The 26240-nt window shown below is 43.5% G+C and carries 24 protein-coding genes; 23 read left to right on the top strand and 1 reads right to left on the bottom strand.

Annotation, left to right across the window (positions count from 1 at the left end; translation table 11 throughout):
- Nucleotides 1-93 precede the first annotated feature (93 nt).
- The 8 genes from dpsA to NSU15_RS18110 all read left to right on the top strand — a co-directional run bounded on the left by dpsA (nt 94) and on the right by NSU15_RS18110 (nt 10189).
- Nucleotides 94-990, top strand: a complete 897-nt coding sequence (gene dpsA, locus NSU15_RS18145) for a dipicolinate synthase subunit DpsA (protein ID WP_339287110.1) — start codon at nt 94-96, stop codon at nt 988-990.
- 1 nt (nt 991) lies between these two features.
- The gene (locus NSU15_RS18140; protein ID WP_042128837.1) at nt 992-1588 is read left to right on the top strand and encodes a dipicolinate synthase subunit B; all 597 of its coding nucleotides are present in this window, start codon (nt 992-994) and stop codon (nt 1586-1588) included.
- A gap of 356 nt (nt 1589-1944) precedes the next feature.
- Nucleotides 1945-3168 (top strand): aspartate kinase, encoded by a 1224-nt coding sequence (dapG, locus tag NSU15_RS18135; RefSeq protein WP_042128835.1) that lies wholly within the window; start codon nt 1945-1947, stop codon nt 3166-3168.
- A 16-nt stretch (nt 3169-3184) separates the two neighbouring features.
- Entirely contained in the window at nt 3185-4066 is an 882-nt protein-coding gene (dapA, locus tag NSU15_RS18130) for a 4-hydroxy-tetrahydrodipicolinate synthase (RefSeq protein WP_339287108.1), read from the top strand.
- 503 nt (nt 4067-4569) lie between these two features.
- On the top strand, nt 4570-6249 hold the full coding sequence (locus NSU15_RS18125; protein WP_042128831.1) for a ribonuclease J: 1680 nt from the start codon (nt 4570-4572) through the stop codon (nt 6247-6249).
- A 296-nt stretch (nt 6250-6545) separates the two neighbouring features.
- Entirely contained in the window at nt 6546-7244 is a 699-nt protein-coding gene (locus NSU15_RS18120) for an ATP-dependent Clp protease proteolytic subunit (protein ID WP_197069814.1), read from the top strand.
- Nucleotides 7241-7453, top strand: coding sequence for a YlzJ-like family protein (locus NSU15_RS18115; RefSeq protein ID WP_076119574.1), 213 nt, complete (start codon nt 7241-7243; stop codon nt 7451-7453). The genes NSU15_RS18120 and NSU15_RS18115 overlap by 4 nt, the downstream gene beginning before the upstream one ends.
- Nucleotides 7454-7531: 78 nt before the next feature.
- Nucleotides 7532-10189, top strand: coding sequence for a DNA translocase FtsK 4TM domain-containing protein (locus NSU15_RS18110; protein ID WP_339287106.1), 2658 nt, complete (start codon nt 7532-7534; stop codon nt 10187-10189).
- Nucleotides 10190-10550: 361 nt separating this feature from the next.
- Here the strand turns inward: NSU15_RS18110 and NSU15_RS18105 are convergent, their stop codons facing one another.
- Nucleotides 10551-11006, bottom strand: a complete 456-nt coding sequence (locus tag NSU15_RS18105) for a hypothetical protein (protein ID WP_076119576.1) — start codon at nt 11004-11006, stop codon at nt 10551-10553.
- Nucleotides 11007-11284: 278 nt separating this feature from the next.
- Between NSU15_RS18105 and sleB the strand changes: the two genes are divergently transcribed.
- The 15 genes from sleB (at nt 11285) to NSU15_RS18030 (ending at nt 26095) form a co-directional block, all read left to right on the top strand.
- On the top strand, nt 11285-12151 hold the full coding sequence (gene sleB, locus NSU15_RS18100) for a spore cortex-lytic enzyme (protein WP_042132275.1): 867 nt from the start codon (nt 11285-11287) through the stop codon (nt 12149-12151).
- A 101-nt stretch (nt 12152-12252) separates the two neighbouring features.
- On the top strand, nt 12253-13566 hold the full coding sequence (locus tag NSU15_RS18095) for a pitrilysin family protein (protein WP_170880300.1): 1314 nt from the start codon (nt 12253-12255) through the stop codon (nt 13564-13566).
- A gap of 2 nt (nt 13567-13568) precedes the next feature.
- A complete protein-coding gene (locus NSU15_RS18090) occupies nt 13569-14849 on the top strand; it encodes a pitrilysin family protein (protein WP_042128822.1) in 1281 nt (426 codons plus the stop codon).
- 39 nt (nt 14850-14888) lie between these two features.
- A complete protein-coding gene (fabG, locus tag NSU15_RS18085; RefSeq protein ID WP_042132274.1) occupies nt 14889-15617 on the top strand; it encodes a 3-oxoacyl-ACP reductase FabG in 729 nt (242 codons plus the stop codon).
- A gap of 137 nt (nt 15618-15754) precedes the next feature.
- Nucleotides 15755-16018, top strand: a complete 264-nt coding sequence (locus NSU15_RS18080; protein ID WP_042128820.1) for a DUF3243 domain-containing protein — start codon at nt 15755-15757, stop codon at nt 16016-16018.
- A 177-nt stretch (nt 16019-16195) separates the two neighbouring features.
- Nucleotides 16196-16963 (top strand): DUF3388 domain-containing protein, encoded by a 768-nt coding sequence (locus NSU15_RS18075; RefSeq protein ID WP_339287102.1) that lies wholly within the window; start codon nt 16196-16198, stop codon nt 16961-16963.
- A 42-nt stretch (nt 16964-17005) separates the two neighbouring features.
- Nucleotides 17006-17962, top strand: a complete 957-nt coding sequence (locus NSU15_RS18070; RefSeq protein WP_076119578.1) for a RodZ domain-containing protein — start codon at nt 17006-17008, stop codon at nt 17960-17962.
- Nucleotides 17963-18042: 80 nt separating this feature from the next.
- On the top strand, nt 18043-18204 hold the full coding sequence (locus NSU15_RS18065) for a hypothetical protein (protein WP_170880301.1): 162 nt from the start codon (nt 18043-18045) through the stop codon (nt 18202-18204).
- Nucleotides 18205-18407: 203 nt separating this feature from the next.
- The gene (locus tag NSU15_RS18060) at nt 18408-18899 is read left to right on the top strand and encodes a YajQ family cyclic di-GMP-binding protein (protein ID WP_042128814.1); all 492 of its coding nucleotides are present in this window, start codon (nt 18408-18410) and stop codon (nt 18897-18899) included.
- 153 nt (nt 18900-19052) lie between these two features.
- Nucleotides 19053-19640, top strand: a complete 588-nt coding sequence (gene pgsA / locus NSU15_RS18055; RefSeq protein ID WP_042128813.1) for a CDP-diacylglycerol--glycerol-3-phosphate 3-phosphatidyltransferase — start codon at nt 19053-19055, stop codon at nt 19638-19640.
- A gap of 109 nt (nt 19641-19749) precedes the next feature.
- Nucleotides 19750-21036: a competence/damage-inducible protein A gene (locus NSU15_RS18050; protein ID WP_042128811.1), complete on the top strand. Its 1287-nt coding sequence runs from the start codon at nt 19750-19752 to the stop codon at nt 21034-21036.
- A gap of 300 nt (nt 21037-21336) precedes the next feature.
- Nucleotides 21337-22404, top strand: a complete 1068-nt coding sequence (gene recA / locus NSU15_RS18045; RefSeq protein ID WP_042128809.1) for a recombinase RecA — start codon at nt 21337-21339, stop codon at nt 22402-22404.
- A 164-nt stretch (nt 22405-22568) separates the two neighbouring features.
- The gene (locus tag NSU15_RS18040; RefSeq protein ID WP_156114826.1) at nt 22569-23300 is read left to right on the top strand and encodes a RecX family transcriptional regulator; all 732 of its coding nucleotides are present in this window, start codon (nt 22569-22571) and stop codon (nt 23298-23300) included.
- A gap of 316 nt (nt 23301-23616) precedes the next feature.
- Nucleotides 23617-25158: a ribonuclease Y gene (gene rny / locus NSU15_RS18035; RefSeq protein ID WP_042128807.1), complete on the top strand. Its 1542-nt coding sequence runs from the start codon at nt 23617-23619 to the stop codon at nt 25156-25158.
- Nucleotides 25159-25300: 142 nt separating this feature from the next.
- On the top strand, nt 25301-26095 hold the full coding sequence (locus tag NSU15_RS18030) for a TIGR00282 family metallophosphoesterase (protein WP_042128805.1): 795 nt from the start codon (nt 25301-25303) through the stop codon (nt 26093-26095).
- The last annotated feature ends 145 nt before the right edge of the window (nt 26096-26240 follow it).

Here is a 26240-nt window from a genome sequence, read left to right as displayed (position 1 = left end):
CACAGTAATTCTTCTCCGCTTTTCACCCATTAAGAATGCCCAGCATAAGATGCTCTATAGTCGATAGTGTATGTTGAAAGGAGCGTCATCCCTATGCTTACTGGCGTCAGGATCGTGTTCCTGGGCGGGGACGCGAGACAGCTTGAAGTGATTCGGAAATGTGTGGAATTGGATGCGACGGTAAGCGCTGCCGGGTTCGATAAGTGGGAAGCCCCTTGCCCGGGGGTTAGCCTGGAACAGATGTCGGTAGAGCTGCTTAGTAATGCAGATGTATTAGTGTTGCCTACAGTTGGTTGTGATGACGAAGGGAATATCAGTGCTCTATTTTCTTCTGATCGCTTGATGCTCTTGGAGGAACATTTTACTGCTCTGCCACCCCATTGTTTGGTGTATAGCGGTATGGCCAAAAGCTACTTGCGCAACATGTGTGCTAAGCATTCATTAAAGTTAATTGAATTGCTTAATCGTGATGATGTAGCCATTTATAACTCCATCCCAACAGCGGAAGGAGCACTGGTTATGGCCATACAGAACACGGATTTTACTATTCACAGTTCCAAATCGATGGTACTGGGCTTAGGCAGAACAGGCTTTACGATGGCAAGAAGTCTGCAAGGACTGGGTGCTAGTGTTAAAGCCGGAGTTAGAAAACAGGAACATTATGCACGAGCAGAGGAAATGGGCTGGAAGCCTTTTATGACCAGTGAACTGTTGCTTCATGTGCCGGATGTTGATCTGATATTTAATACAATTCCAAGTATGATCATCACCGCACAAGTACTCTCACGAATCTCACCGCATTGCTTAATTGTCGACCTGGCTTCCGCTCCAGGTGGATGTGACTTTCGTTATGCTGAGAAAAGAGGAATTAAAGCGATGCTGGCACCTGGACTCCCTGGCATTGTAGCTCCTAAAAGCGCTGGGATTATTATGGCAAATGCGCTGGTTCAGTCGATATCGGACGAGGCTTTAATCAAGGGGGACGAATAAAATGGATTGGCACGGAAAAACAGTAGGGTATGCGATTACCGGATCTCACTGCACGTTTGCTGAGGTAATGCCGCAAATTCAACGATTCGTAGACGGGGGAGCAAACGTAGTGCCCATAGTTTCAGCATCCGTACTAGGGACCGACACCCGCTTTGGAACATCGCAAAATTGGCTAAAACAGTTGAAAGATATAACAGGTAATGATATCATTTCTACAATTGTTGAAGCGGAACCGCTGGGTCCTTCCAAGCTGCTGGATGTGCTTACAATAGCACCATGCACTGGAAATACAACGAGTAAATTAGCAAATGCTATGACCGATAGTCCAGTGCTCATGGCTGCAAAATCGCAGATGCGCAATGGACGTCCACTTGTTCTGGCGATATCTACCAATGATGGCTTAGGTCTTAATGCAGCAAATATTGCTAAGCTTCTTGTGGCCAAACATATTTATTTTGTGCCATTCGGACAGGATAACCCTGAGGGCAAACCTAACTCGTTAGTAGCGCGTATGGATCTTATCCCAGAAGCTTGCTATGCCGCTTTGCAAGGTAAACAACTACAGCCGATGATTGTTGAAAAGTTTCACTCTGTCTAGAATAGGGCGGAATCGGTAGAATTAGTTGCGGTCAATAAAAGGGGAGATGTACCAAATGAGCAATGAGAAGTTACATGCCGCCGTGGTAGTGTTACCTCTTAATCAAGAGACACGGCCGTTAACGCTCAAAGCCAAGATCTGCCATACCCATTGCTGAGATCATTGCTACCAAAACAATATAAGCACTACTGCTACCGTCCTCATTTCGAGGGCGGTACAACCATTTTTCAAAATATTAGAACTTTACTTAAGAAATAAGCTTACGTACTGTAATGGAATTTCTCGTTTAGAAACGATATTAGTTCTGTTTACGAATGATTAGTGTGTTTGCTTTAACAATAATGGAGGAATTATACATGGGTATTCTGGTACAAAAATTCGGAGGAACATCACTTTCAACACCACAAGCTAGAGAGCACGTAATTCGTAATGTCAAACGGGAGCTCGCAAGCGGCTATAGTTTGGTTATCGTTGTTTCGGCTATGGGCCGACGCGGAGAACCTTATGCAACAGACACTCTACTGGATTGGGCTGTGCAGAATGGAGATGCATTACCTGAGCGTGAGAAGGATCTCTTGATGTGCTGTGGTGAGATTATCTCTGCGACTACACTTTGTGGACTGCTGGAGAATGAAGGGATTGCTTCAACCGTATTAACGGGAGCTCAGGCTGGGTTTATGACAGATAGTAACTATGGCAATGCAAGAATCCTAGACGTACGTCCTGAACGAATTCTCCGCGAACTGCGTGAAGACAAAGTGGTTATAGTGACGGGGTTCCAAGGACAGACTGAAGCTGGTGACTTGACGACTTTGGGCCGTGGAGGAAGTGATACCTCTGCAACTGCTTTGGGTGCTGCTCTTCATGCAGATATGGTTGATATCTATACAGATGTGAACGGGATTCTTACAGCAGATCCGCGGATCGTTGAAGACGCAAAACCGCTAACGTATGTTAGTTATACAGAAATTTGTAACATGGCTCATCAAGGAGCAAAAGTAATCCATCCACGTGCGGTTGAGATTGCTATGCAGGCACAAATTCCAGTGCGAGTTCGTTCAACCTTTTCAGAGGCTGAAGGTACACTGGTTACAAATCCAGAAGGATTCAACGACATCCAGTCTGGTGGCATTGTAGATCGCTTCGTGACAGGGATTGCTTACGTTAGCAACGTTACCCAAATTTCTGTAGAGTGTCCAGACGGAAATGGTACGGGCGTTCAACTGCAAATTTTTAAAAGTATGGCTGACAACGGAATAAGCGTTGATTTTATTAATGTAACACCTACGGAAGCACTTTATACTGTGTTCGATGACAAATCAGAAAAGGCCATCTCGGTACTCCAGCAATTGGGTTTACGTCCTAAGAGCTTATCAGGTTGTGCAAAAGTTTCCGTTATCGGGGGCGGAATCAACGGTGTGCCTGGTATTATGGCTCGCATTGTTGAGGCACTTAGCTCACAAAATATTCAGATTCTCCAATCCGCAGATTCGAATACAACGATTTGGGTGCTGGTGAAGAAAGAGGACATGGTGCAGTCCCTGCGTTCACTGCATGCTATGTTTGAATTGCACCGCTGACAAGGAGGAATTCAAAGTGGATTTCGGAAGATTAATAACAGCCATGGTAACCCCCTTTGACGGGGATGGAGAAATCAACTGGGATGTAACTTCAGAGCTTGTCGATTATTTAATTGAGGAACAGAAAACAGAGGCTTTGGTTGTCTGTGGCACGACCGGAGAATCTCCAACGTTAAGTGATGAGGAGAAATTGCAGCTGTTTTCTTTTGTACTTGAGAAGGCGAATGGTCGCTGCAAAATCATCGCTGGGACAGGTAGCAATAATACGAAACATTCGATTCACCTCACGAAGGAAGCTGAGATAATTGGTGTGGATGGCGTGCTATTGGTCGTCCCGTATTATAATAAGCCTAATCAGGAAGGGCTTTATCAGCATTTTTCCGCAATTGCTTCGGAGACTTCATTGCCAGTCATGTTGTATAACGTTCCAGGCCGCACGGGTGTAAGTATGAGCGTAGACACAACCCTACGACTTGCTGAAATTCCGAATATAGTTGCGACAAAAGAATGTGCATCTGTCGATCAAATTACACTTATTGCTTCTTCCTGTTCCGATGACTTTCGCGTATATACTGGTGATGATTCAGCAGGATTAGCTAGTCTTGCCGTGGGAGGATACGGAATTATCAGTGTAGCTAGTCACGTCGTTGGTGCACAGATGTCAGAAATGATCTACGCATATACCTCAGGAAACGTTCAACGAGCAGGAGAAATTCACCGGCAATTGTTCCCAATTTTCAAAGGATTGTTCGAATGTCCTCAACCTCTACCGAATCCTTCTGCGGTTAAATATGCTTTAGGTCTGAAGGGGCTGCCTGTTGGAGGCGTCAGATTGCCGCTTATTTCACCTACAGAAGCTGAAGCGGCTTTTATTGAGGCATTATTCAATAAGTGCTGATCAGTGATATTTTAGTATTTACACCGGCTTCTCCTTTGGAGAGCCGGTTTTTATTTTTATATTATTTTGCTGAAATATTGGGTCACATTTAAGGAAAGAATTTGGATACGCGACAGGGTGACTTGTCTTTTGCCAAAAAAATCATGTATAATGATCTTAAGTGACTGGGTGCGGTTAAAATTAAATATGCGGTAATCTTCCGTCAATGGTATACATTGTGAGACAGGATAGGTCCCAAGATGAGTCTGTGTAAATGATTGACATGTCTTCGCGCGAGGGGCGCGACGGTGAATTTTGACGGCATTTGTCCGCTTCAATATGAACTTTACTGCCCGGAATCGGGAGCTTTCGCATTGCGCATTTTACAGATATCAGGAATATCCTTGTTAATTAAGGAAGCTATCAGCTGTTTGAAGAATGTGTTCAGCGCCGCTGAAATAATCGAAGTTCAATATTTACCAATAAAAGTATGACGTCCAACATCATAGGAGGGTTAGATTCATTTGTCCAAAAAAAACAACAACGATAAATTGATGATTTTCGCATTGGGCGGAGTCGGAGAAATCGGGAAAAACATGTATGTCATTCAATATGGAGCTGACATAGTAGTCGTGGATTCGGGACTGAAGTTCCCGGAAGAAGATATGCTCGGTATTGATATTGTAATTCCTGATATCTCTTATTTGACAGAGAACCGTGACAAGGTAAGAGGGATTGTGCTTACCCACGGACACGAGGATCACATCGGTGGTCTCCCATATGTCCTGAAGAACTTGAATGTTCCGGTTTATGGAACAAGACTTACATTAGGCCTTGTAGAGAACAAATTGAAGGAAGCAAACTTGCTGGGTGACACCAAACGAATTTTGATCAATGAAGATTCAGAAATTCAACTTGGAAGCTCGCTCAAAGTTACGTTCTTCAGAACAAACCACAGTATTCCGGATTCCGTCGGTGTGTGCATAGAAACACCGGAAGGTAACGTAGTTCATACGGGAGATTTCAAATTTGACCACACTCCAGTCAACGGTCAATTTGCAAATCTGCATCGTATGGCTGAAATTGGTCAAAAGGGTGTACTTGCGCTTTTGTCGGATAGTACGAATGCTGAGAAACCAGGCTTTACCCCATCTGAGAAGAATGTCGGTATCGTTCTGGAAGACATTTTCCGCAAGGCTGAACAACGTGTCGTTGTAGCAACTTTTGCTTCCAACGTGCACCGTATTCAACAAGTGGTTAATGCAGCAGAATCCACAGGCCGTAAGATTACAGTAATTGGCCGTAGTATGGTAAACGTTGTATCCATCGCTTCTGAGCTTGGATATTTGAACGTACCAGATGGTATGCTGATTGAGCCTGAAGAAATGAACAGAATGGCAGCGAACCGTGTCGTTGTTCTTTGCACAGGCAGCCAAGGCGAGCCAATGTCCGCATTGACCCGTATGGCACGTTCCAGTCATCGTAAAGTAGATATCTTGCCTGGTGATACTGTTATCATTGCGGCAACACCGGTACCAGGTAACGAGAAATATGTAGGCCGTACCATTGATGAATTGTTCCGTCTTGGCGCTAACGTTATTTATAGCGGTTCCAATTCCGGCGTTCACGTATCCGGTCACGGTAGCCAGGAAGAGCTTAAACTTATGCTCAACCTGATGAAACCGAAATATTTCATTCCAATTCACGGTGAATATCGTATGCAGCGCAAACATGCCCTTTTGGCAGAATCTGTTGGCGTAGATTCTCAGAACATTTTCATTACTGAAATCGGTGAGATTGTGGAAATTCAAGGCGGTGCCGCTCGTAAAGCTGGTAAAGTAACGGCTGGTAACGTATTGATTGACGGTCTGGGTGTAGGTGATGTAGGTAATATTGTATTGCGTGACCGTAAACTGCTGTCTCAGGATGGTATTTTGGTTGTCGTGGTTACACTTAGCAAACAAAATGGTGCGATTGTCTCCGGACCTGACATCATTTCCCGTGGTTTCGTTTATGTTCGTGAGTCCGAAGGACTGCTTGACGAAGCGAACCGAATTGTTTCCAGTACATTGCAACGCCTGATGAGTGAGAAAGTAAATGAGTGGGCTTCGCTTAAAACAAGCGTAAAAGATTCGCTCGGTCGTTTCTTGTATGAGCAAACGCGTCGTAGACCGATGATTTTGCCAATTATCATGGAAGTGTAAGGAGAATTCTCCTTAAATAAATATATAGCTAGGGCATTGGCCCCTTTTCCCCGGAAATATTGGACGGTTTCTACGGGAAAAGGGGTTTTTGTATTGTTTATATTCACATCATAAGGAGAGGGTTGCATAATGCGGGGCCCTGAAATGTCATACTAATGAAAGTTAGTAAGGCTATAGCAGACCAGAGCTGCATAAGAAAAGGGAGAGCTGCGAAGATGAACTACATGGATGGATCAAATGGAGCAAAGAATGAGGAAGTTATACCACAAGAGGGAAATCCGAGCACAAATGAGAATATGCCGCCCAATACAATGGGTGCAATTAAAGAGCTTGGACAAACAGCGGTTCCTAGCGGTGAACCGGATATCTTTTGCATAACGATTATTGGTCAAATTGAGGGTCATATTGTTATGCCTCCTCAGAACAAAACAACAAAATATGAGCATATCATTCCGCAGCTGGTGGCAGCTGAACAAAATAAGAATATTAAAGGTCTGCTTATTATTTTAAATACTGTAGGTGGAGATGTCGAAGCTGGTCTAGCGATTGCCGAAATGATTTCTTCTCTCTCTAAACCGACAGTAACAGTTGTCATTGGAGGAGGACATAGTATTGGCGTTCCAATCGCTGTATCCTCTACGTATTCGATTATTGCGGAAAGTGCAACGATGACGATTCATCCGATTCGTATGAATGGTTTGGTAATCGGTGTGCCACAAACGTTCGAATATATGGAGAAAATGCAGGAGCGGGTAGTAAAATTCGTCACTTCTCATTCTCGGATTTCTGAGGATCAGTTCCGTGACTTGATGTTTAAGACGGGTGAGCTCAATCGTGACATTGGAACCGCCGTTGGGGGACTCGATGCCGTTAAATATGGGCTCATGGATGAGGTAGGCGGGATCGGAGCGGCCTTAGCACATCTTAACCGCATGATTGGTGGAGATTTCTCTGCAGCGCCTACTGCAGCAATTTCGGGAGGGCTTACGCAATGACACTTTATACGATAATGACGATGGAACAGGTGTGGGAAGGGGCATTTAATAATTACGCTACAACGCGAGAAGTTAGTGTTCAAGGGATGCTAATGCAGGTTGAGCCAATGGAGGAAGGACGCGCTCGCATAGTAAGATTGCTGGATTGTCCTTTGGAGCGTTATTTGGATCCATCGTTCTCTCCTGGAGCGATAATTACGTTAACATAAAGATTCATTTTCTGACAAAAGAGAACATAGGTACGCCACGCCATTATATGGTATAATGTTGTTCCGGGGGTGGCTGGCGTGGCTAAACGAAAAAAGAAAAAGAAAAAAGCGCTGCTCGGCAGCGTTTTAAAATATGAAATTTATGGAATTTTACTAATAACGATATCCGTTATTGCTCTGTCCGGTGAAGCGGCGGTAGGGCGATCACTTTCAAGTATGGCGGGTTATTTATTAGGGAGATTTTATTTTGTGTTGCCGCTTGTCGGTATTTTTTACGGTCTTATGGTTATGATCCACCGAAGATGGCCTTCATCTTGGAACAGTAGGCATACAGGCGTGCTTCTGCTTCTGCTATCCATGTGCCTTATGAGCACGATATCTGCAATGGAGCAGAAGCTTGGCCCGTTGTCACTGCTTCATCCTGGCAACGTGATGACACAAATACATAATGATCTTTCGGGATCTCTTTCGCCCGGTGTTAACAATAGTAATGTTTACATGCTGGGTAAGGATATTAGCGGTGGATATATCGGCGGTTTGGAGTATGCTGCACTCCTGTGGCTCTTTGGTAGTCTGGGAGCTAAGCTGCTAATGATCGTCATGCTTGCCATCAGTTTTATGTTAATTACAAATCTCTCTTATGTGGAGATTATTACTCTTTTGCGAGTGCGTACCGTTAAGTTTGTGGAAGGGATTCGTCTTCATGCGGCAAACCGTCCGAAGGCTGTCCCAGTAGCAGCGAGACCTTCCAAAGCAGCGGCACCCGCTAAGACATGGGCAGTGAAGCAGCCTGTCTATGAAGAGGATGACGAAGAGGAAGAGGATGATCGTTATTTGCCTAATCGCAAACAACCTGTCCTATTGAAAAAAATATCGGGCTGGTTCTCAAGATCAACACATCCAGAGGTAGATGTAGATCCTGAGGATGATCAGGGGCCGATTGTAACAAGTGCTTCGCAGGGTCCGATCATTTCGGGGCTTTCAGCAAATAGTCGTGTGACGCCACTTGAAGATATCCATCATGATTTTGATGATGCTGATATGGATATGGAACCTGTGACTCCAATTATCCGAGACTTTTTTGAGCATATCCGCTCAGAAGGGCTGAATGAAGAAGATCGGGAGGAATGGAGTGAATTTTCTCCTGCGGCTCGTGGTGTTACCGGCAAAGCTCCTGTTACTGGGGTTAATGCAGTTAATCAACCACCTTCAGATGAGCCTGAGGAAAATGTGAACATAGACTTGGATGGATTGTTAACTGCAACTCCTGAAGGGGAGATCATTCCTGCTCCACCGGCACCGCCTCCACCCAAGCCTTATAAGCTGCCATCTTTCCGTCTTCTAGCCAAACCTAACAACAGTGGTAAAGCGGGGGATCAGAATGATTATATGCAGACTGCCCGTAAGCTAGAAGCTACACTTGAGAGCTTTGGTGTTCGGGCAAAGGTTCTTGAAGTAGTTAGAGGTCCAGCAGTTACACGGTATGAGATTCAGCCGGATATTGGTGTCAAGGTTAGTCGCATTGTTAATCTTACGGATGACATTGCACTTGCTCTTGCAGCCAAAGATATTCGTATGGAGGCGCCAATTCCAGGTAAATCAGCCATTGGGATAGAGGTACCGAATTCCGAAGTGTCTGTTGTAACTATGCGTGAAGTTATGGAAACACAGATTTTTCAGGAAGCTGAATCCAGACTATCTATTGCTTTTGGACGTGATATTTCAGGTCAGACGATTATCGGGAACTTAGCGAAGATGCCCCATCTATTGGTAGCTGGTGCAACGGGTTCGGGTAAATCGGTTTGTATTAATGGGATTATAACGAGTATTTTATATAAAGCTAAACCCAATGAAGTCAAATTCCTGATGGTAGATCCGAAGATGGTAGAGCTGAATGTCTATAATGGGATTCCCCATCTTTTGGCTCCAGTAGTTACTGATCCGAAGCGGGCGAGTTTAGCTTTGAAGAAGATCGTTGTGGAAATGGAGAAAAGGTATGAACTCTTCTCCAAATCAGGAACGCGTAACATGGAAGGTTATAATAAGCTGATGGCAGAGAATCCAGCTGCGATACTTCCGTATATTGTTGTTATTGTGGACGAGCTTGCGGATTTGATGATGGTTGCCGCTAACGATGTAGAGGATGCTATCTGTCGACTCGCACAGATGGCGCGTGCAGCAGGTATTCATCTAATCATCGCTACTCAGCGTCCTTCTGTTGATGTCATTACAGGTCTGATTAAAGCTAATATTCCATCTCGTATCGCTTTTGGTGTATCGTCCAATGTAGACTCGCGTACCATTCTGGATATGCCAGGTGCGGAGAAGCTGTTAGGTCGGGGAGACATGCTGTTCTTACCGATGGGGGCTTCTAAACCGATTCGTGTGCAGGGTGCCTTTATGAGCGATCAAGAGGTTGAGACAATCGTTCAATATGTCAGCAGTCAAGGTGAAGCAGAATATGACGAGTCCATTGTTCCAGAGGTTGATGACACAATTGCTGAAGACCAGGAGCCACAGGATGAATTATATGAGCAGGCCGTAACGATCGTGCTTGAAGCGAAGCAAGCTTCAGTCTCGCTACTACAGCGCCGGATGAGGGTTGGTTACACCCGTGCAGCCCGTTTGATTGACTCTATGGAGGCTCGTGGGGTAATAGGGCCTTACGAGGGCAGCAAGCCGCGTGAGGTGCTTGTATCACTAGAGCAGTATCAGCATAACAAGATCAGTTCTTAAGCTGGACAAGTCAGTTTAAGCCTTTAATAGACAGTAAAAGGGGGTCGACTCCAAGTAGTTCATACTACTTGGAGTCGACCCCTTACTCATGCTGAAGAAGTGTAAATGACACTTTAAATAATGGCTTTAGTGAAGCTTCATTAAAATAATTAGGGAATTTCTCCCTGAAATTCTGAGATTATTGGTTCTCAGACTTACAATTAGGGAAAAGCTCCCTATAATTCATCTGGTTTGGTAAGAAATAAAGGAATTGGCCTTATTTTTAGGGAGGAATTCCCTGATTCCATTCATTATCAGAGAATATCCACTATTTTCAGGGAGTTTTTCCCTAAAAGTGCGAACCTGTTACTTAGACTATTCTTTAAAAAAAGAAGCTACTCCGATTAGCCATTTTATGGCTTTGGGGCAGCTTTTTTATAGAAGGTATAATTATTTGACTCTTAGGAACAGCTAGCAAAGCATGGACAATATAATCCAACTGCACATTAAGAGAATAAATATCTCTGTAATAACCTAATCCAAAATCAATTTCTATCAAACGTCCTTCCTTAATGGCAGGGATATTGTTCCGACAAAAAAGTGCTTTGACATGTAGCTGATCTAAAAGCCAGGTTCTACCCCATTCATTAAACATACTACCCATCTTATCTAATAAAGGCAGAGGACTAGTAGGCATAAATCCATATTGGAGATTAAAGGGATTATTGTGCTCCATGATTGTTTTTAAGTTGTTACGTGATGTAAGCGGAAGGTATGCTTTGTACAAAATCAAGTAATACTCCAGAAGCTCCTCGGTTCGTAAGAATTGAATATTCATCCCCTTTTCACGATGTATTCATATCCCTAAAATGTTGAGAAGTATGACGTATATCTATAATTTCTATTAATGCGTGGTTCCACAATAAAATGTGGTCCTTTAAATTTATGATTCATATCAACTCCATTTTTTTTATTTTGATTATAGTTGATAATAATTCTCAATTACAATGAAAAGCTATTTCTTCTTTTTTAGTAATGCATAGGATGCACTGACAGTCGTCATAATAACTTTAGCCATCCATGCAGAACTTACAAAAGAAAGGTAGAGCGAACCCTATGAAGAAACAAAAGATGTGGATATTTGCTGCTTTAACTCTTGCACTTGCAGCCGCGCCGTTTGCAGGAACGTTTTTCAAGGGAAATGGCATTGTTCAGACCAAGCAAAGTGCTGCTGCGTCATTTGTCCACGAGTTAAATAATCCTGACGAAGAAGCCTTGCCGGCTTTCAGTACAACACCCATTAAACTTGGTTCAACAGGTCAGGATGTCTATGAATTGCAGGGACGTTTAAAGCATTTAGGTTATTATGCCGGAAAAATAGACAGTCATTTTGGGCCAAAAACGAAGAATGCAGTAACCTGGTTTCAATGGAAATTCGGAATGAAGTCTGACGGCATTGTAGGAGCCAAAACTAAGCTGAAGTTGTATAACGCAACGAAGAATTGGAAGCCGACTGAACCTTCTTCAGGAACGGGAAATAAGACAGCACAGAATAACACTGGTAATAAAACAAATACGTCCAATAAAACGAATTCTCCAGGATTGTCTTCAGGTAATACGATGGGCTTATCGGAGAATGATCTCAAGATCATGGCCAATGCCGTGTATGGAGAAGCAAGAGGTGAGCCTTTCGAAGGTCAGGTTGCTGTAGCCGCGGTTATTTTAAACCGTGTGAAATCACCTAGTTTTCCCAATTCGCCGTCGGGAGTTATTTTTCAACCGGGAGCTTTTACAGCTGTAGCCGATGGACAAATCTATCTGGAGCCAAATGAACAAGCACGCAAGGCAGTGCAACAAGCGCTTAATGGTTGGGACCCTTCCGGAGGATGTTTGTATTACTTCAATCCTAAAACAGCGACCTCTAAATGGATTTGGACCCGTCCTCAGGTCAAGACGATTGGTCAGCATATTTTCTGTATGTAGAAAAGAAGGATAGAAACTTCAGAGAGCAACCGGGAAGAGGCTTCCGGTTGCTTCCTTACTTTGGAATGGTTTAGAATGGTTAATAATTCATAAACATGATAATGAGCAACTATCCACGCCGTAAAGGAGTTTTGGACTTGACTAATAATGTATTTCAGCATGGCACCGTTGGAGGCTTGCGTATTCACGTTATGCCAACCAAGGCGTTCAAGACCTACGCGATCTCACTTTATGCGGGTATTCCTCTTGACGAGAATACAGTGACCTCTACTGCACTAGCTCCATTCGTGCTTCGCAGAGGTACCGCGACTTACCCGGAGACCACGCAATTCCGCGAGCGTTTGGAGGAACTGTATGGCGCTGGATTTGGGTTTGATATTTATAAAAGAGGCGATTACCAAATCGTTCAGTTCCGTATGGATACCATTAACGACTCTTTCGTACAAAACCAGGAGAACTTACTTGAACAATCCTTCGCTTTCTTAGGAGAAGTACTGACTCGTCCTTTAGTTGAAGACGGCAGCTTCCGACCTTCGTATGTTGCAACGGAGCGTGAAACCGTTCGCAAAAAGCTGGAGTCCATCGTAAATGACAAGATACGTTACGCTGCTGAACGTTGTATTGAGGAAATGTGCCGCAACGAGCCATACCGTCTTCACCCTCTGGGGCAAAGAGCGGATCTGGATCGAATCACTCCGAAAAGTTTGTATGAATCCTACAATTCATGGCTGGATGAAGCCATCCTTGATCTCTATGTAGTGGGAGACACAACAGTTGACGAAGTTGAAAAACTTGTACAGCGTCATTTCGGTCGGATTCAGTCCGAGGTGGGCTTATATAGCTCTAAGTTCGTCCCTGTATCGGTTAATGAGGTACGGACAGTAGAAGAGAAGCTGGATGTCAGTCAGGGCAAGCTGAACCTGGGACTACGCACCTCGATTACTTATAAGGATGATTCCTACGCCTCCGCGCTTATGTACAACGGTATATTAGGAGGGTATCCACACTCTAAACTTTTCGTTAATGTACGTGAGAAGGCAAGTCTTGCTTACTATGCTTCGTCTCGTTACGACGGACATAAGGGCATTGGAACGATTCAATCCGGTATCGAAACGCAAAATTACGGCAAAGCCGTGGACATTATAGAGAAGCAATTGGAAGAAATGAAAGCTGGCAATATCAGTGATCTGGAGCTTAGCCAGACCAAAGCTATGATCCGCAATCAGCTTTCTGAGATCCCGGATTCAGCTTTTGAAATGATCTCTTACGACTTCAACCGCCAGTTGTCAGGAAAAGATCGAACAGCGGATCAGCTATTACAGCAGGTGGAACAAATCGGCGCAGAAGACGTAAAAGCCGCCGCCGAAACCTTTCAACTGGATACGATTTATTTCTTGACAGGAAAGGAGGAATAACGATGGAACAAATTCATTACGACAGACTACAAGAGACCATTTATCATGAGGTCATGGATAACGGACTTCAGGTATACGTGCTGCCGAAACCAACATTCAAAAAAACCTATGCTACATTTGCTACTAAGTACGGTTCTGTTGACAACCACTTTCATGTCGCAGGCGGAGAAGAGACCACTGTTCCTGATGGTATCGCTCACTTTTTAGAGCACAAGATGTTCGAAGAGCCAGAAGGCGATATTTTTGCTACCTTCGCTTCAAATGGAGCCTCCGCCAATGCTTTTACAAGCTTTGATCAGACAGTTTATCTTTTCTCAGCAACTGAGAATATAGAGACCAATCTTAGTACGCTCGTTGATTTTGTTCAACGACCTTATTTTACAGATGAGAATGTAGAAAAGGAAAAGGGAATTATTGGTCAAGAAATCAATATGTATGCTGATAACCCGGACTGGCGTGTGTATTTTGGCCTTATTGAAGCGATGTATTCAAAGCATCCGGTACGGATTGACATTGCAGGTACGATAGAATCGATTAGTACGATTACGAAAGAAACGCTGTACACTTGTTATAACGCTTTTTATCATCCAAGCAATATGCTGTTGTTTGTGGTTGGAGGCGTGGATCCGGAGAAAGTATTCTCCTTGATTCGCAGTAACCAAAAGGGTAAAACCTACGGCAAGCAAGGTGAAATCAAGCGTATTTTTGAAGATGAACCAGTACAAGTGGCTACAAAACGTCTAGAAAGCAAGCTTGCCGTATCGATGCCCAAAATCATGTTTGGTTTCAAGGAAAAAGTAGACGGTCTAACGGGTGAAGCTTCTCTAAAACGTGATCTGATAACCAAGCTAATGCTTGATTTGTTGGTTGGTAGCAGCACAGCATTGTATCAAAAGCTATATGATGAGGAACTGATCTCGGACAGCTTTGGACATGAATTTAATAGTTCTCCGCAGTATGCTTTTTCTGCAATGGGTGGGGATACGAAGGATCCGGATTTGCTTTTAAAACGAATAAAAGAAGAAATTGATCTAATCTTAAAAACTGGCTTTGCGGAGAAGGATTTTGAGCGGGCACGGAAAAAGAAAATAGGCGGATATTTGCGCATGTTGAACTCCCCTGAAAATATTGCACATGAATTTACACGCTACCAGTTCCGCGGTGGTGACCTGTTTGAAGTTCTGCCTATTTACGAATCAATTACTTTGGCAGAAGTTAATGAGCGTCTGCAAGCCCATGTAAACTGGGATCAACTTGCCGTATCATTGGTGGTGAGTCCTTAGGTGAGCGTTTTGGGAGAGAGCAGCAAACCACTAGGGGAAATGACAGTGCTCGTTACAGGGGGCAGCGGAGGGATCGGCGGCGCCATTGCGGAACGGTTTGCTTCTGTCGGGATGAATATAGTTATTCATTACAAGCACTCACATGAGGCTGCGAATGATGTCGCTCGGCGTTGTATGGCCCTTGGAGCAAAGGTAATGACAGTAAACGCGGATATGAAGGACCGTAGTCAGATTGTACGTATGGCTGAAAAGCTGGAGAGTAATGGGATGCAGCCGGATATCCTCGTCAATAATGCCGGTAAATCGCATTACGGAATGCTAGCTGATGTGACCGAAGAAGAATGGGATGATATTATGTCCATTAACTTGAAGGGAACCTTTATGTGCAGTCAGATCTTTATGCCGTACATGGTGTCCCAGCGTTATGGTCGTATCATCAACGTTTCTTCCGTATGGGGAATCACTGGGGCTTCTTGTGAAGTAGCTTATTCGGCTAGCAAAGGTGGAGTGAATGCCTTTACAAAAGCTTTAGCTAAAGAGCTGGCTCCATCTGGTGTAACGGTTAACGCGGTAGCTCCAGGAGCGGTTAATACGAACATGTTATCCAATTTACAGGAGGATGAAGTCCGTATGTTGGAGGATGAGATTCCGGCAGGACGTTTGGCTACTCCTAATGAAATATCTTCACTGATTTATTTTTTGGCTTTGCCTGAGTCCGGGTATATCACGGGTCAGATTATTAGTCCAAACGGTGGATGGATTACTTGATGCTTATGTTGGAGAAAAGCACCAGCATAAAAACTTAGCGTCTGAGACATATTATAAGTGTTGTTTTTAAATCTCACGTAAGACGGCTTACAGCCTGTATGCAGGTGTTTGACCGTAAATATGAAGGAGGATTTAAGATGACACAAGGCGATAGCGTAATCAAAAATTTTGACACCTGGAAAAAATTTCTGGGAAAACGAGTTGTACAGGCGGAGAAACTTGGGATGAGTGAAGACACAATCTCAAAGCTGGCTTTTGAAATCGGGGAATTCCTCGATGAAAAAGTGGATCCAGCAAACACTCAAAACCGTGCAATCAAAGAGCTATGGGACGTCGGAAACGATGAAGAAAAGCAGACGATTGCTAAACTCATGGTCAAATTGGCGAAAAATCACGCCTAAGCTTGCGGAAAAGCTCCCCTTGTGGGAGCTTTTCTGCAATTATTACAGGACTGACCTTGCCTTTCATTTTTATTTTATATATCATTAACATGACCCGTGTTTCAGATCGCTTTGTCTGAACGGCATTTTTTTGATGGATATCAAAGTGCAGGGAAAAGGAATCTATGAGGTGTACAAGTGGAATATAAACAATGGTATATGGAGTACAAGATTCACAAGAACAGACCCGGTCTGCTTGGTGATATCGCTTCAATGTTAGGGATGCTAGAAGTCAACATTCTGACGATTAATGGCGTTGAAGGAAAGACACGCGGAATGTTGCTGGAGACCAATGACGATGACAAAATAATGCTGATGGGCGAAATGCTCAAGAAAGTTGATAATATTACAGTTTCAGCTCTGCGGTCTCCAAGACTCGTAGACAAGCTGGCTGTGCGCCATGGGCGATATATTGAACGGGATTCAGATGATCGAAAGACGTTTCGTTTTACCCGTGATGAGCTCGGTCTTTTGGTCGATTTTCTCGGGGAGCTGTTTAAAAAAGATGGAAATCAGGTAATAGGACTTCGAGGTATGCCCCGTGTAGGAAAGACTGAATCGATTATTGCCGGCAGTGTCTGCGCGATGAAGCGGTGGACATTTGTCTCTTCGACACTTTTACGTCAGACGGTGCGAAGTCAATTGGCAGAAGATGAAATGAATCCACATAATGTATTTATTATTGATGGTATTGTTAGTACGATCCGCTCTAATGAGAAGCATTATAATTTATTACAAAATGTTATGAGCATGCCAAGTACGAAAGTGATTGAGCATCCAGATATTTTCGTGCGGGAATCTGAGTACACCTATGATGATTTTGATATTATTATTGAGCTTCGCAATAATCCAAATGAAGAAATATTGTACGAGTCGTTCACGACGAGCTACAGTGATGATCTATAAAACACCAATGATGATTCATTGAAACTTACAGGAGGTGATGGTATGTCGGAACTGGGCCGGCAATTGAAAGAGGCGCGTCTGCAAAAAGGGATGAGTCTTGACGATGTCCAGGAAGTAACGAAAATTCGCAAAAAGTATTTGGAAGCCATCGAGTCTGGAGACTATAAGGTGCTTCCAGGAAGTTTTTATGTTAGGGCGTTTATCAAAACATACGCAGAGGCAGTAGGTATGAGCCCAGACGAACTGCTAGAGGAGCATGGGAATGTACCTGCTCCTCCTGAAGACACAGCTATGGAAACGGTGATTCAAAAACGCAGCCGTAGACCAGAAACCGAACGGAATGCAAAATGGCTGCCAACAGTGTTAATGTGGACATTTCCAATATTGATTATTGTTGTGATTTACATTTATGCTTCCAGTTTGAACAAGCCGGACCCCGCTCAAATTGATCAGACGAATCTGACTAATGAACAGCAGGATCCTACGACAGCACAGACATCTCCACCGGCTTCAGGAGGAGGTGTTGTAGCGCCAACGGCTTCGGCAGGTACAGAAGCAACAACTGAACCTACGGCAGAGCCTACGCCAACACCTACGCCTTCCCCGCAATCCATTACAGTTACACCGGATGGGAAATCAGGAAAAACTACGAAGTTCAAGGTTTCAGCTCCGGCTGGAAGTGAAGTGAAGGTTGAGATTTCTGCTACTGGAGTAAGCTGGCTTGAGGTGTATAAAGGTGAGAACTCTAAAGGTGAGAAGCTCTCATTTGGTAACACAGCGGCTGGAGATCGTATGAGCTTTGTTCTCGGAAGTGAAGGAATGTATATTAAATCTGGTTATTCACCAGCTACTGAGATTACTGTCAATGGACAAGTAATTACAGATGAAAAGACCTCATCTCGTCTGTTAATTAATCTGGATGATGGTACTGGAAGTGAAACGACCCAGAATGAAGGTACCACTGATACTGCTGACCAGACTAATGAAACAGGCCAATAAGAAATACGATGCATAAACTTTGGCTGCGTGGGGAACATAAGATTGTTTCCAGTTCTTAGCCAAAGTGAGGTGACATTCTTATGATTGTTAGCTGGATTGTAGCTGGACTTGGGGTTGTTGTCAGTCTCATCGGGTACTATATGACGCCAAGTGCTTGGGGCTATGGAATTCTTGGTTTCGGTATTGCACATATTGTGCTTGGAATTCTGGATATGTTTCGAAGCCCGCTCCGAAGCAGATAGAAAAATTAGAAATGAGCGTCTCCGAGGAATATTTCCTGTGGAGACGTATTTCTACCATTGAACAGAACTCATTTCGAAGGAAAAGCTCCACTCTGTGGGGCTGTTTTCTGTGTCGGGTGGGGTACATATTATCCAAAATTAGACTTAAGGGTATCATTCTTTTATAATAGTAGCAGACTAAAAAGTACAAAGGACGTGGAGTTATGAGTTCAGAAAGTTCATTTGATATCGTATCTAAAATGGATATGCAGGAATTAACTAATGCGATCCACCAAACAGAGAAAGAAATTGATAACCGATTTGACTTTAAGAACAGTAAAAGCAGTCTGAAGCTTGAGAAAGACGCACTTATTATCGCCTCTGAGGACGAATATAAGTTAAATGCTGTTATTGATATTTTACAATCGAAGATGGTGAAGAGAGGTATCACGCTGAAGAACTTGGATTTCGGCAAAGTAGAGCCTGCTTCCCTGGGAAGTGTTCGTCAGCGCTTAGGTCTTAAGCAAGGGATAGATCAGGAGAACGCAAAAAAAATTAACATCCTGATTCGTGATTCGAAATTGAAGGTGAAGAGCCAGATTCAAGGAGATCAGATCCGCGTAACCGGTAAGAGTCGCGATGATTTACAGCAAATTATCCAGATTTTGCGTAAAGCTGATTTGCCGCTGGACCTGCAGTTCAACAACTTAAAATAGAATTTTGTACCCCGCAGTGCTTATCAGCACCATGATGCGGGGTGCTTTGTATTTTTTTTGACACCTATTTATAGCTATAATATACTTGCTTAAGTAGAAATAGATGAGCCTGACTCAGGTCATTTGTATGAACGATTTAGGGGAGGAACTTCAGTGAATTTGCCCAACCGCATCACGCTAGCACGTATTTGCCTGATCCCGATTATGATGTTTTTCTTACTGGTGGATTTTAGCTTTTACCCAGAACCAATACATTGGGGCTCTTTCCAGCTATCTGTTAATCATTTGGTAGCTGCTGTAATCTTTTTGCTTGCAGCCAGCACAGATGGAATAGACGGCTACATAGCTAGGAAATATAATATGGTGACCAACCTCGGTAAGCTCCTTGATCCGTTAGCGGACAAGCTGTTAGTTTCCGCTGTTCTGATTTCACTTGTCGAACTGGGCAGATGTGATTCATGGATTGCAATTGTTATCATAAGTCGTGAGTTTGCAGTAACCGGGCTTCGCCAGATCGCATTGTTAGAGGGGAAAGTGGTTGCCGCCAGCAAATGGGGCAAGATAAAGACGGTTGTACAAATTGTAGCGATCTCACTGCTGTTGTTGAACAATTTTCCATTTCAATTCGTCAGCATTCCTGTAGACGATATTGCCATTTGGGCTGCAGCTTTGATCACTATTTACTCTGGAATTGATTATTTTGTGAAGAATAAAGAGCTGCTACAGCTGCATAATGCTTAAGCATTTTAGGTAGCTACATATAGGAGAGGTAATAGGTAAAGTACCTATTACCTTTTTTAAACCCTAAAGGCAGTGTGTATACATTATAACTAGGAGGCGAAAGCCAGGGATGAAAGCGGAGATTATTGCAGTAGGCACGGAGCTTTTGCTCGGTCAAATCGTGAATAGTAATGCCCAGTTTCTATCTATAGAGTTAGCTGCTATTGGGATTGATGTATATTTTCAAACCGTAGTTGGCGATAACAGCAGTCGCTTGCAGCAAGCTATTGAAATTGCTCAAAACAGAGCTGATGTTATCATTTTTACAGGTGGTATTGGTCCGACAGAAGATGATCTTACAAAAGATGCATTGGCTGCTTCTTTAGGCCGAACACTCCATATAGATCGTTTGGCAATGGATCATGTACAACGTTTCTTTGATGATCGTAAGATTGTAATGACAGAGAATAATCGTAAACAGGCACTTATAATTGAAGGAACCACACCTTTGCCAAATGAGATTGGTCTTGCTGTGGGTATTGCTTTTGAGCATGAAAAGAAATATTATATTGTGCTTCCTGGTCCGCCTCGCGAGATGAAACCAATGTTCGTAGATAAAGCAGTACCTTGGCTTCAGCAGCATGCTCTGACGTCAGAAATGCCACTTTATTCTAAAATGCTAAAATTTGCAGGTATCGGAGAATCACTGCTTGAGGATAAGCTCATAGATCTGATTCACAGCCAGACAGACCCAACCATAGCTCCATATGCAAAAGAGGGAGAAGTAACAGTTCGTATTTCGACAAAGGCGCCTTCCGAGCATGAAGCTTTCAAGAAGCTGGAGATTCTGGAGAAGCAGATCAAAGAGATTTTGCCAGAGCATTTATATGCGAATATTGATGTACCACTAGAACAGCTAATTGTAGATTGGATGGCGGATGCAGGTCTGACTTTAAGTGCGGCGGAGAGCTGTACCGGAGGCTTGCTGATGGAGAGTATAACCAACATACCAGGTAGCGCTTCGATGTTTGCGGGAGGAATCGTCTGTTACTCGAACGATCTAAAGAAAAAACTTCTGAATGTGCCAAGTGCTTATTTGGAGGGGCCTGATGCTCCAGGGGCGGTAAGTCGTGAAGTTGCCGAGGTGTTGGCCGATCAGGTGAGAATGATTGCGGACAGTGATTTCGGTTTATCTGTAACAGGCGTAGCAGGACCAGGCTATTCTGAACGTAAACCAGTCGGACTTGTATTTATTGGTTTAGCTGAACGCGGGCGTAAGACAGAGGTATATGAGCTTAATCTTAAAGGGACACGTGAGAATATACGACTGCGTACTGTTAAAGCTCTACTGTATCGACTATGGCGTAGACTTGAGGAACGCAAGGTGGAGACACCACTTGAGGGTTCAGACTTGTAATGGGAGATTAGCCCAGTTATAATTGGAACATACGGAAGAACCGTGGCACTGAGATTTCTTTGCTGCGGTTTTTTGTATATTTGCAGAGATTTTGATCAATGTTTTTGGTTATGATCATAAGTCGTTGATGTCCGGTGAAGTAGAGAAATCAGTTAACTTCTATATCCGGAAGGAGGCTTACAATAAAAGGGATAATTAACGCTTGAGACAAAAAAAACGAATGTATGTTCGAAAAAAAGCTTGGCAAGACCTCAAAAACACGTTATTATATTAATATAAACAGTGAAGGAAGTGGTCTGATTGTCAGATCGTCGTGCAGCGCTTGATATGGCGCTTCGTCAAATAGAAAAACAATTTGGTAAAGGTTCGATCATGAAACTGGGAGAATCCACTCATATGCAAGTGGAAGTTGTACCTAGCGGATCTTTGGCACTTGATATTGCGTTAGGTATAGGCGGACTTCCAAAGGGACGTATTATTGAAGTATACGGACCTGAATCCTCCGGTAAAACAACTGTTGCTCTTCATGCTATTGCAGAAGTGCAAAAACAAGGAGGACAAGCTGCATTTATCGATGCTGAGCATGCGCTCGATCCGAAGTATGCACGTAACTTGGGCGTAAACATTGATGAATTGTTACTATCTCAGCCAGATACGGGTGAACAGGCACTTGAGATTGCTGAAGCACTTGTACGAAGTGGCGCAGTAGACATTATTGTCGTTGACTCCGTAGCTGCTTTGGTTCCTAAAGCGGAAATTGAAGGCGATATGGGTGATTCACACGTCGGCCTACAGGCTCGTTTGATGTCTCAAGCGCTTCGGAAGCTTTCTGGTGCTATTAGTAAATCAAATACAATTGCTATCTTTATTAACCAGCTTCGTGAGAAAATTGGTGTTATGTTCGGTAACCCTGAGACAACTCCGGGTGGACGAGCACTGAAATTCTACTCTTCCGTACGGTTGGATGTTCGTCGTGTGGAAAGTATCAAAATGGGTAACGACGTTGTAGGTAACCGCACCAAGATCAAGATTGTGAAGAATAAGGTAGCACCTCCATTTAAACAAGCTGATGTTGATATCATGTATGGTGAAGGGATTTCCAGAGAAGGAAGTCTTGTAGACATCGGTACTGAAATGGACATCGTGAATAAGAGTGGTGCATGGTATTCCTATGAAGGCGAGCGTCTCGGCCAAGGACGTGAGAATGCCAAACAGTTCTTGAAGGAACATCAAGATATTGCGCTCATCATTGAGAACAAGATTCGTGAAGCAAGTAATCTCTCCACTATTGTTGCTGCACCAAATGAAGCGGAAATCATTGCAGAGCAAGAGGAAGAAGAAAAACTACTTCTCGAAATCGAACAATAGAATTTATTAAGGAATAGGACGCCCTGTGATTGATTGTTGCAGGGTGTCTTTTCTTAACACATCAGAAAATGTATATTTGGGGTCCCCGCAAAGTACCTGAGTACGTATCGAAGTTAAGCCACACTTTGTGGGGATATTTTCTTGCTATGAGGTGACAAGCAACTATGGTAATACAGCTGGATATGGATTTTGAATCGGATGAGCAGGACTTACAAGTTCTTGCAGATTTTCCTGATGGAGAACTTTTAGAAATCACTAAGGTAGAACGTCAGAAGAAATCGGATCACCGCTATATCATACATTTCGGAGCTTATAACATGACTGTACACGAAGACGTCATGATTAAATATCGGATGATTACTGGGAATTCTTTTATGAAAGCCGATTTGGAGGAAATTGTTGTTGCTGATGAGCGACAACGAGCTTATGTAGAAGGACTTCGTTATCTAGAACGAAAGCCACGAACCGCTATGGAAATGACTCGCCGTTTACGGCAGAAGGAAATAGGGGAGACTATTATTGCGGAAGTGGTGCAACGGCTACAGCAGGAAAGACTTCTTGATGACCCTTTGTATGCAAAGCAATGGGCAGAGCAACGCATTACGAACCAACGCAAAGGAAAGATGTGGATTCGCCAAGAGCTACGTGAGAAAGGAATCGACAAATCTTTAATCTCGGAAGCCTTGGAGAATATCAGCCCTGAACAAGAACTTGAGAGTGCACTTCAGACCGGACGTAAGAAATGGAATCTCATCCGAGGTGAAGCTGCAGATAAGAGAAGAAAGACTGGCGCCTTCTTAATGCGGCGTGGATTCTCAGGCGATATGGTGCGTCAAGTGATCAATACTTTACTTGAAGAAGACAATTATGAGGGTGAAGATGAGGAATTTTACTAGACTCACTGATTCTCTTGACATTAATGCGCATATCGACTCTCTTGACAATGTCTTTTTATAAATAATAAAATATAACATGAATCGGCATAAAGTAAGAATCCTTTTTCCTTCCCAAAAAGGGGACTTTTTAAAACGGTTCGCGTACAACTCATATGAAATGTAATCGCCGGATAAGGCGGGCAGTGTGCATGTGCAGCATGTGCAGTATGGCAATCGGTTGTTTACCGGTTTTTTGTATGGTGATGAACGGATAGTTTAACAACTGCACAATTCCCAGGGGGATACCTTGGAGAGGAACCAACGAGGAGGTGAACAGATGCAAGCATGGATCTGGGTCATTATCGTTCTCGTTGTAGCTGCATTATTCTTTGGATTCGGTTATTTTATTCGTAAATCCCTTGCAGAAGCTAAAATTCAAAGCGCAGAAAGAGAAGCCGTAGTCATCGTGGAGAACGCGAAGAAGGACGCAGAGGCGCTGAAGAAAGAAACGGTATTGGAAGCTAAGGACGAAGTCCATAGAATCCGTACTGAAGCTGAGAAAGAAACTCGTGAACGTCGGAATGAAATCCAACGGCAAGAGAGACGTTTGCTGCAAAAGGAAGAATCTCTGGATAAAAAAATGGAATCGCTTGAAAGAAAAGAAGAACAAGTAGCTAACAAAGAGAAACGAATTGATGAAACCCAACAGCAAATTGATGTTATTTACAAAAACCAAGTCACTGAATTGGAGCGCATTTCCAATTTAAGCATCGAAGATGCAAGAAGTATTATTCTTAGCAATGTTGAGCAAGAAGTTCGCCATGAAACGGCTCAAATGATCAAAGAAATTGAACAGCAGGCGAAAGAGGAAGCGGATAAGAAATCCCGCGAAATCATCACACTCGCTATCCAACGCTGTGCAGCTGATCACGTAGCCGAGACAACAGTTTCAGTTGTTACCCTGCCGAACGAAGAGATGAAAGGTCGGATTATCGGTCGTGAAGGCCGTAACATTCGTGCACTCGAAACTCTTACAGGTATCGACCTCATTATTGATGATACTCCGGAAGCAGTTATTTTGTCGGGATTTGATCCAATCCGTCGCGAAGTGGCCCGTACGGCACTTGAGAAACTAGTGGCAGATGGACGTATCCACCCCGCTCGTATTGAAGAGATGGTGGAAAAATCCCGCAAAGAAGTGGACGAAAGAATTCGCGAATATGGTGAACAAGCTACTTTCGAAGTGGGTGTTCATGGATTGCATCCAGACTTGATCAAGATTCTGGGTCGTCTGAAATTCCGTACAAGCTATGGTCAAAATGTATTGAAGCACTCTATGGAGGTTGCTTATTTGACTGGACTGATGGCCGGTGAGCTTGGGGAAGACATCGTGCTTGCAAAACGTGCAGGATTGCTTCATGATATCGGCAAAGCGCTGGATCATGAAGTAGAAGGATCGCATGTTGAGATCGGCGTTGAACTAGCGAAGAAATATAAGGAACATCCGGTTGTTATCAACAGTATCGCGTCTCATCATGGAGATTGCGAAGCTACCTCGGTTATTGCTATGTTGGTTGGTGCCGCTGATGCATTGTCAGCAGCAAGACCTGGCGCTCGCCGTGAAACACTGGAAACGTATATTAAACGTCTAGAAAAACTGGAAGAAATCTCAGAGTCGTTCGAAGGCGTTGAGAAATCATTTGCTATTCAGGCGGGCCGTGAGGTACGCGTGATGGTACAGCCAGAGAAGATTGACGATGCAGAGGCATTCCGTCTTGCTCGCGATATTACGAAGATGATTGAAAGTGAACTGGATTATCCAGGACATATCAAAGTTACCGTTATTCGTGAGACACGGGCTGTTGAATACGCTAAATAGGTGGAATATAAGGTTAAGGGATAAGATGTAACTTATACTTTCTTATATTTGTTGAGAATTGGCCCCTAAGCGGGGCCTTTTTTCTTTTGAATATGAGCTCTTATCCATTAGATATAGCGTTTAAGATTAGGAGGAGAGAATCATTAAAGTACTATTCATTGGAGATATCGTTGGAAATGTTGGCAGAAAGGCTCTTCGTGAGATGTTACCCTCACTAAAAAGCAAATATCAGCCACATATCATTATTGTTAATGGCGAAAATTCTGCTGCCGGTAGAGGGATCACTAAGGCGATCGCTAATGAGTTTTTTAACTGGGGCGTTCACGGAATAACTATGGGGAATCACACATGGGACAACAAAGATATTTTTGAGTTCATCGATGATGAGGCTCGGATTATTCGTCCTGCTAATTTTCCGCCAGGAACACCGGGAAGAGGTTATACCGTTGTTAAAGGTAATGGTAAAGAACTGGCTATAGTAAATTTACAAGGCCGGACGTTTTTACCTGCTATTGATTGTCCTTTCCGTGTTGGGGAAGAAATTGTTGAAGAGCTTCGTAGAGATCATAAATGTATTCTCGTTGATTTCCATGCAGAGGTAACCTCTGAGAAAATCGCTATGGGGTATTTCATGGATGGCCGCGCATCGATTGTTGTTGGGACACATACGCATGTTCAGACTAACGATGATGTGATTTTGCCAGGAGGAACTGCGTATTTAACCGATGCGGGTATGGTTGGTTCAAGCGAAGGTATTCTGGGTATGGAAAGAGATGCAGTACTTTACAAGTTCACAACTCAGCTTCCAGCACGATTTGTTGTCGATGAAGGTAAGTGGCAGCTTCACGGTTTATTTGCAGAATTAGATGAAACTACTGGTGCGGCAACTCGTCTGGAGAAGATACGGTTGCGTGAAGATGAATGGGTTATGAGCTAAACGTAGAACAGAGTATCGTTTAATCCGGGTAATTTCGCTGAGTAAGGGTAAAGTGTGATATTTTTTATATCGTAAAAGAGTATCTTTTATACCGTTTTTGGAAGACGTGGTCCGTAAAAAGAAGGAATTATTTCTTCTCTCGCGA

It is taken from the genome of Paenibacillus sp. FSL E2-0201, from assembly GCF_037963325.1.
GTDB lineage: Bacteria > Bacillota > Bacilli > Paenibacillales > Paenibacillaceae > Paenibacillus_AQ.
This window is presented reverse-complemented; position numbering and strand designations above follow the sequence as displayed.

Bases quoted from the DNA above. Each gene is read 5' to 3' on its own strand.
- dpsA (WP_339287110.1), top strand. From the start codon at position 94: ATGCTTACTGGCGTCAGGATCGTGTTCCTGGGCGGGGACGCGAGACAG.
- NSU15_RS18140 (WP_042128837.1), top strand. From the start codon at position 992: ATGGATTGGCACGGAAAAACAGTAGGGTATGCGATTACCGGATCTCAC.
- dapG (WP_042128835.1), top strand. From the start codon at position 1,945: ATGGGTATTCTGGTACAAAAATTCGGAGGAACATCACTTTCAACACCA.
- NSU15_RS18120 (WP_197069814.1), top strand. From the start codon at position 6,546: ATGCCGCCCAATACAATGGGTGCAATTAAAGAGCTTGGACAAACAGCG.
- NSU15_RS18115 (WP_076119574.1), top strand. From the start codon at position 7,241: ATGACACTTTATACGATAATGACGATGGAACAGGTGTGGGAAGGGGCA.
- NSU15_RS18105 (WP_076119576.1), bottom strand. From the start codon at position 11,006: ATGAATATTCAATTCTTACGAACCGAGGAGCTTCTGGAGTATTACTTG.
- sleB (WP_042132275.1), top strand. From the start codon at position 11,285: ATGAAGAAACAAAAGATGTGGATATTTGCTGCTTTAACTCTTGCACTT.
- NSU15_RS18095 (WP_170880300.1), top strand. From the start codon at position 12,253: ATGAGCAACTATCCACGCCGTAAAGGAGTTTTGGACTTGACTAATAAT.
- NSU15_RS18090 (WP_042128822.1), top strand. From the start codon at position 13,569: ATGGAACAAATTCATTACGACAGACTACAAGAGACCATTTATCATGAG.
- fabG (WP_042132274.1), top strand. From the start codon at position 14,889: ATGACAGTGCTCGTTACAGGGGGCAGCGGAGGGATCGGCGGCGCCATT.
- NSU15_RS18080 (WP_042128820.1), top strand. From the start codon at position 15,755: ATGACACAAGGCGATAGCGTAATCAAAAATTTTGACACCTGGAAAAAA.
- NSU15_RS18070 (WP_076119578.1), top strand. From the start codon at position 17,006: ATGTCGGAACTGGGCCGGCAATTGAAAGAGGCGCGTCTGCAAAAAGGG.
- NSU15_RS18065 (WP_170880301.1), top strand. From the start codon at position 18,043: ATGATTGTTAGCTGGATTGTAGCTGGACTTGGGGTTGTTGTCAGTCTC.
- NSU15_RS18060 (WP_042128814.1), top strand. From the start codon at position 18,408: ATGAGTTCAGAAAGTTCATTTGATATCGTATCTAAAATGGATATGCAG.
- NSU15_RS18050 (WP_042128811.1), top strand. From the start codon at position 19,750: ATGAAAGCGGAGATTATTGCAGTAGGCACGGAGCTTTTGCTCGGTCAA.
- NSU15_RS18040 (WP_156114826.1), top strand. From the start codon at position 22,569: ATGGTAATACAGCTGGATATGGATTTTGAATCGGATGAGCAGGACTTA.
- rny (WP_042128807.1), top strand. From the start codon at position 23,617: ATGCAAGCATGGATCTGGGTCATTATCGTTCTCGTTGTAGCTGCATTA.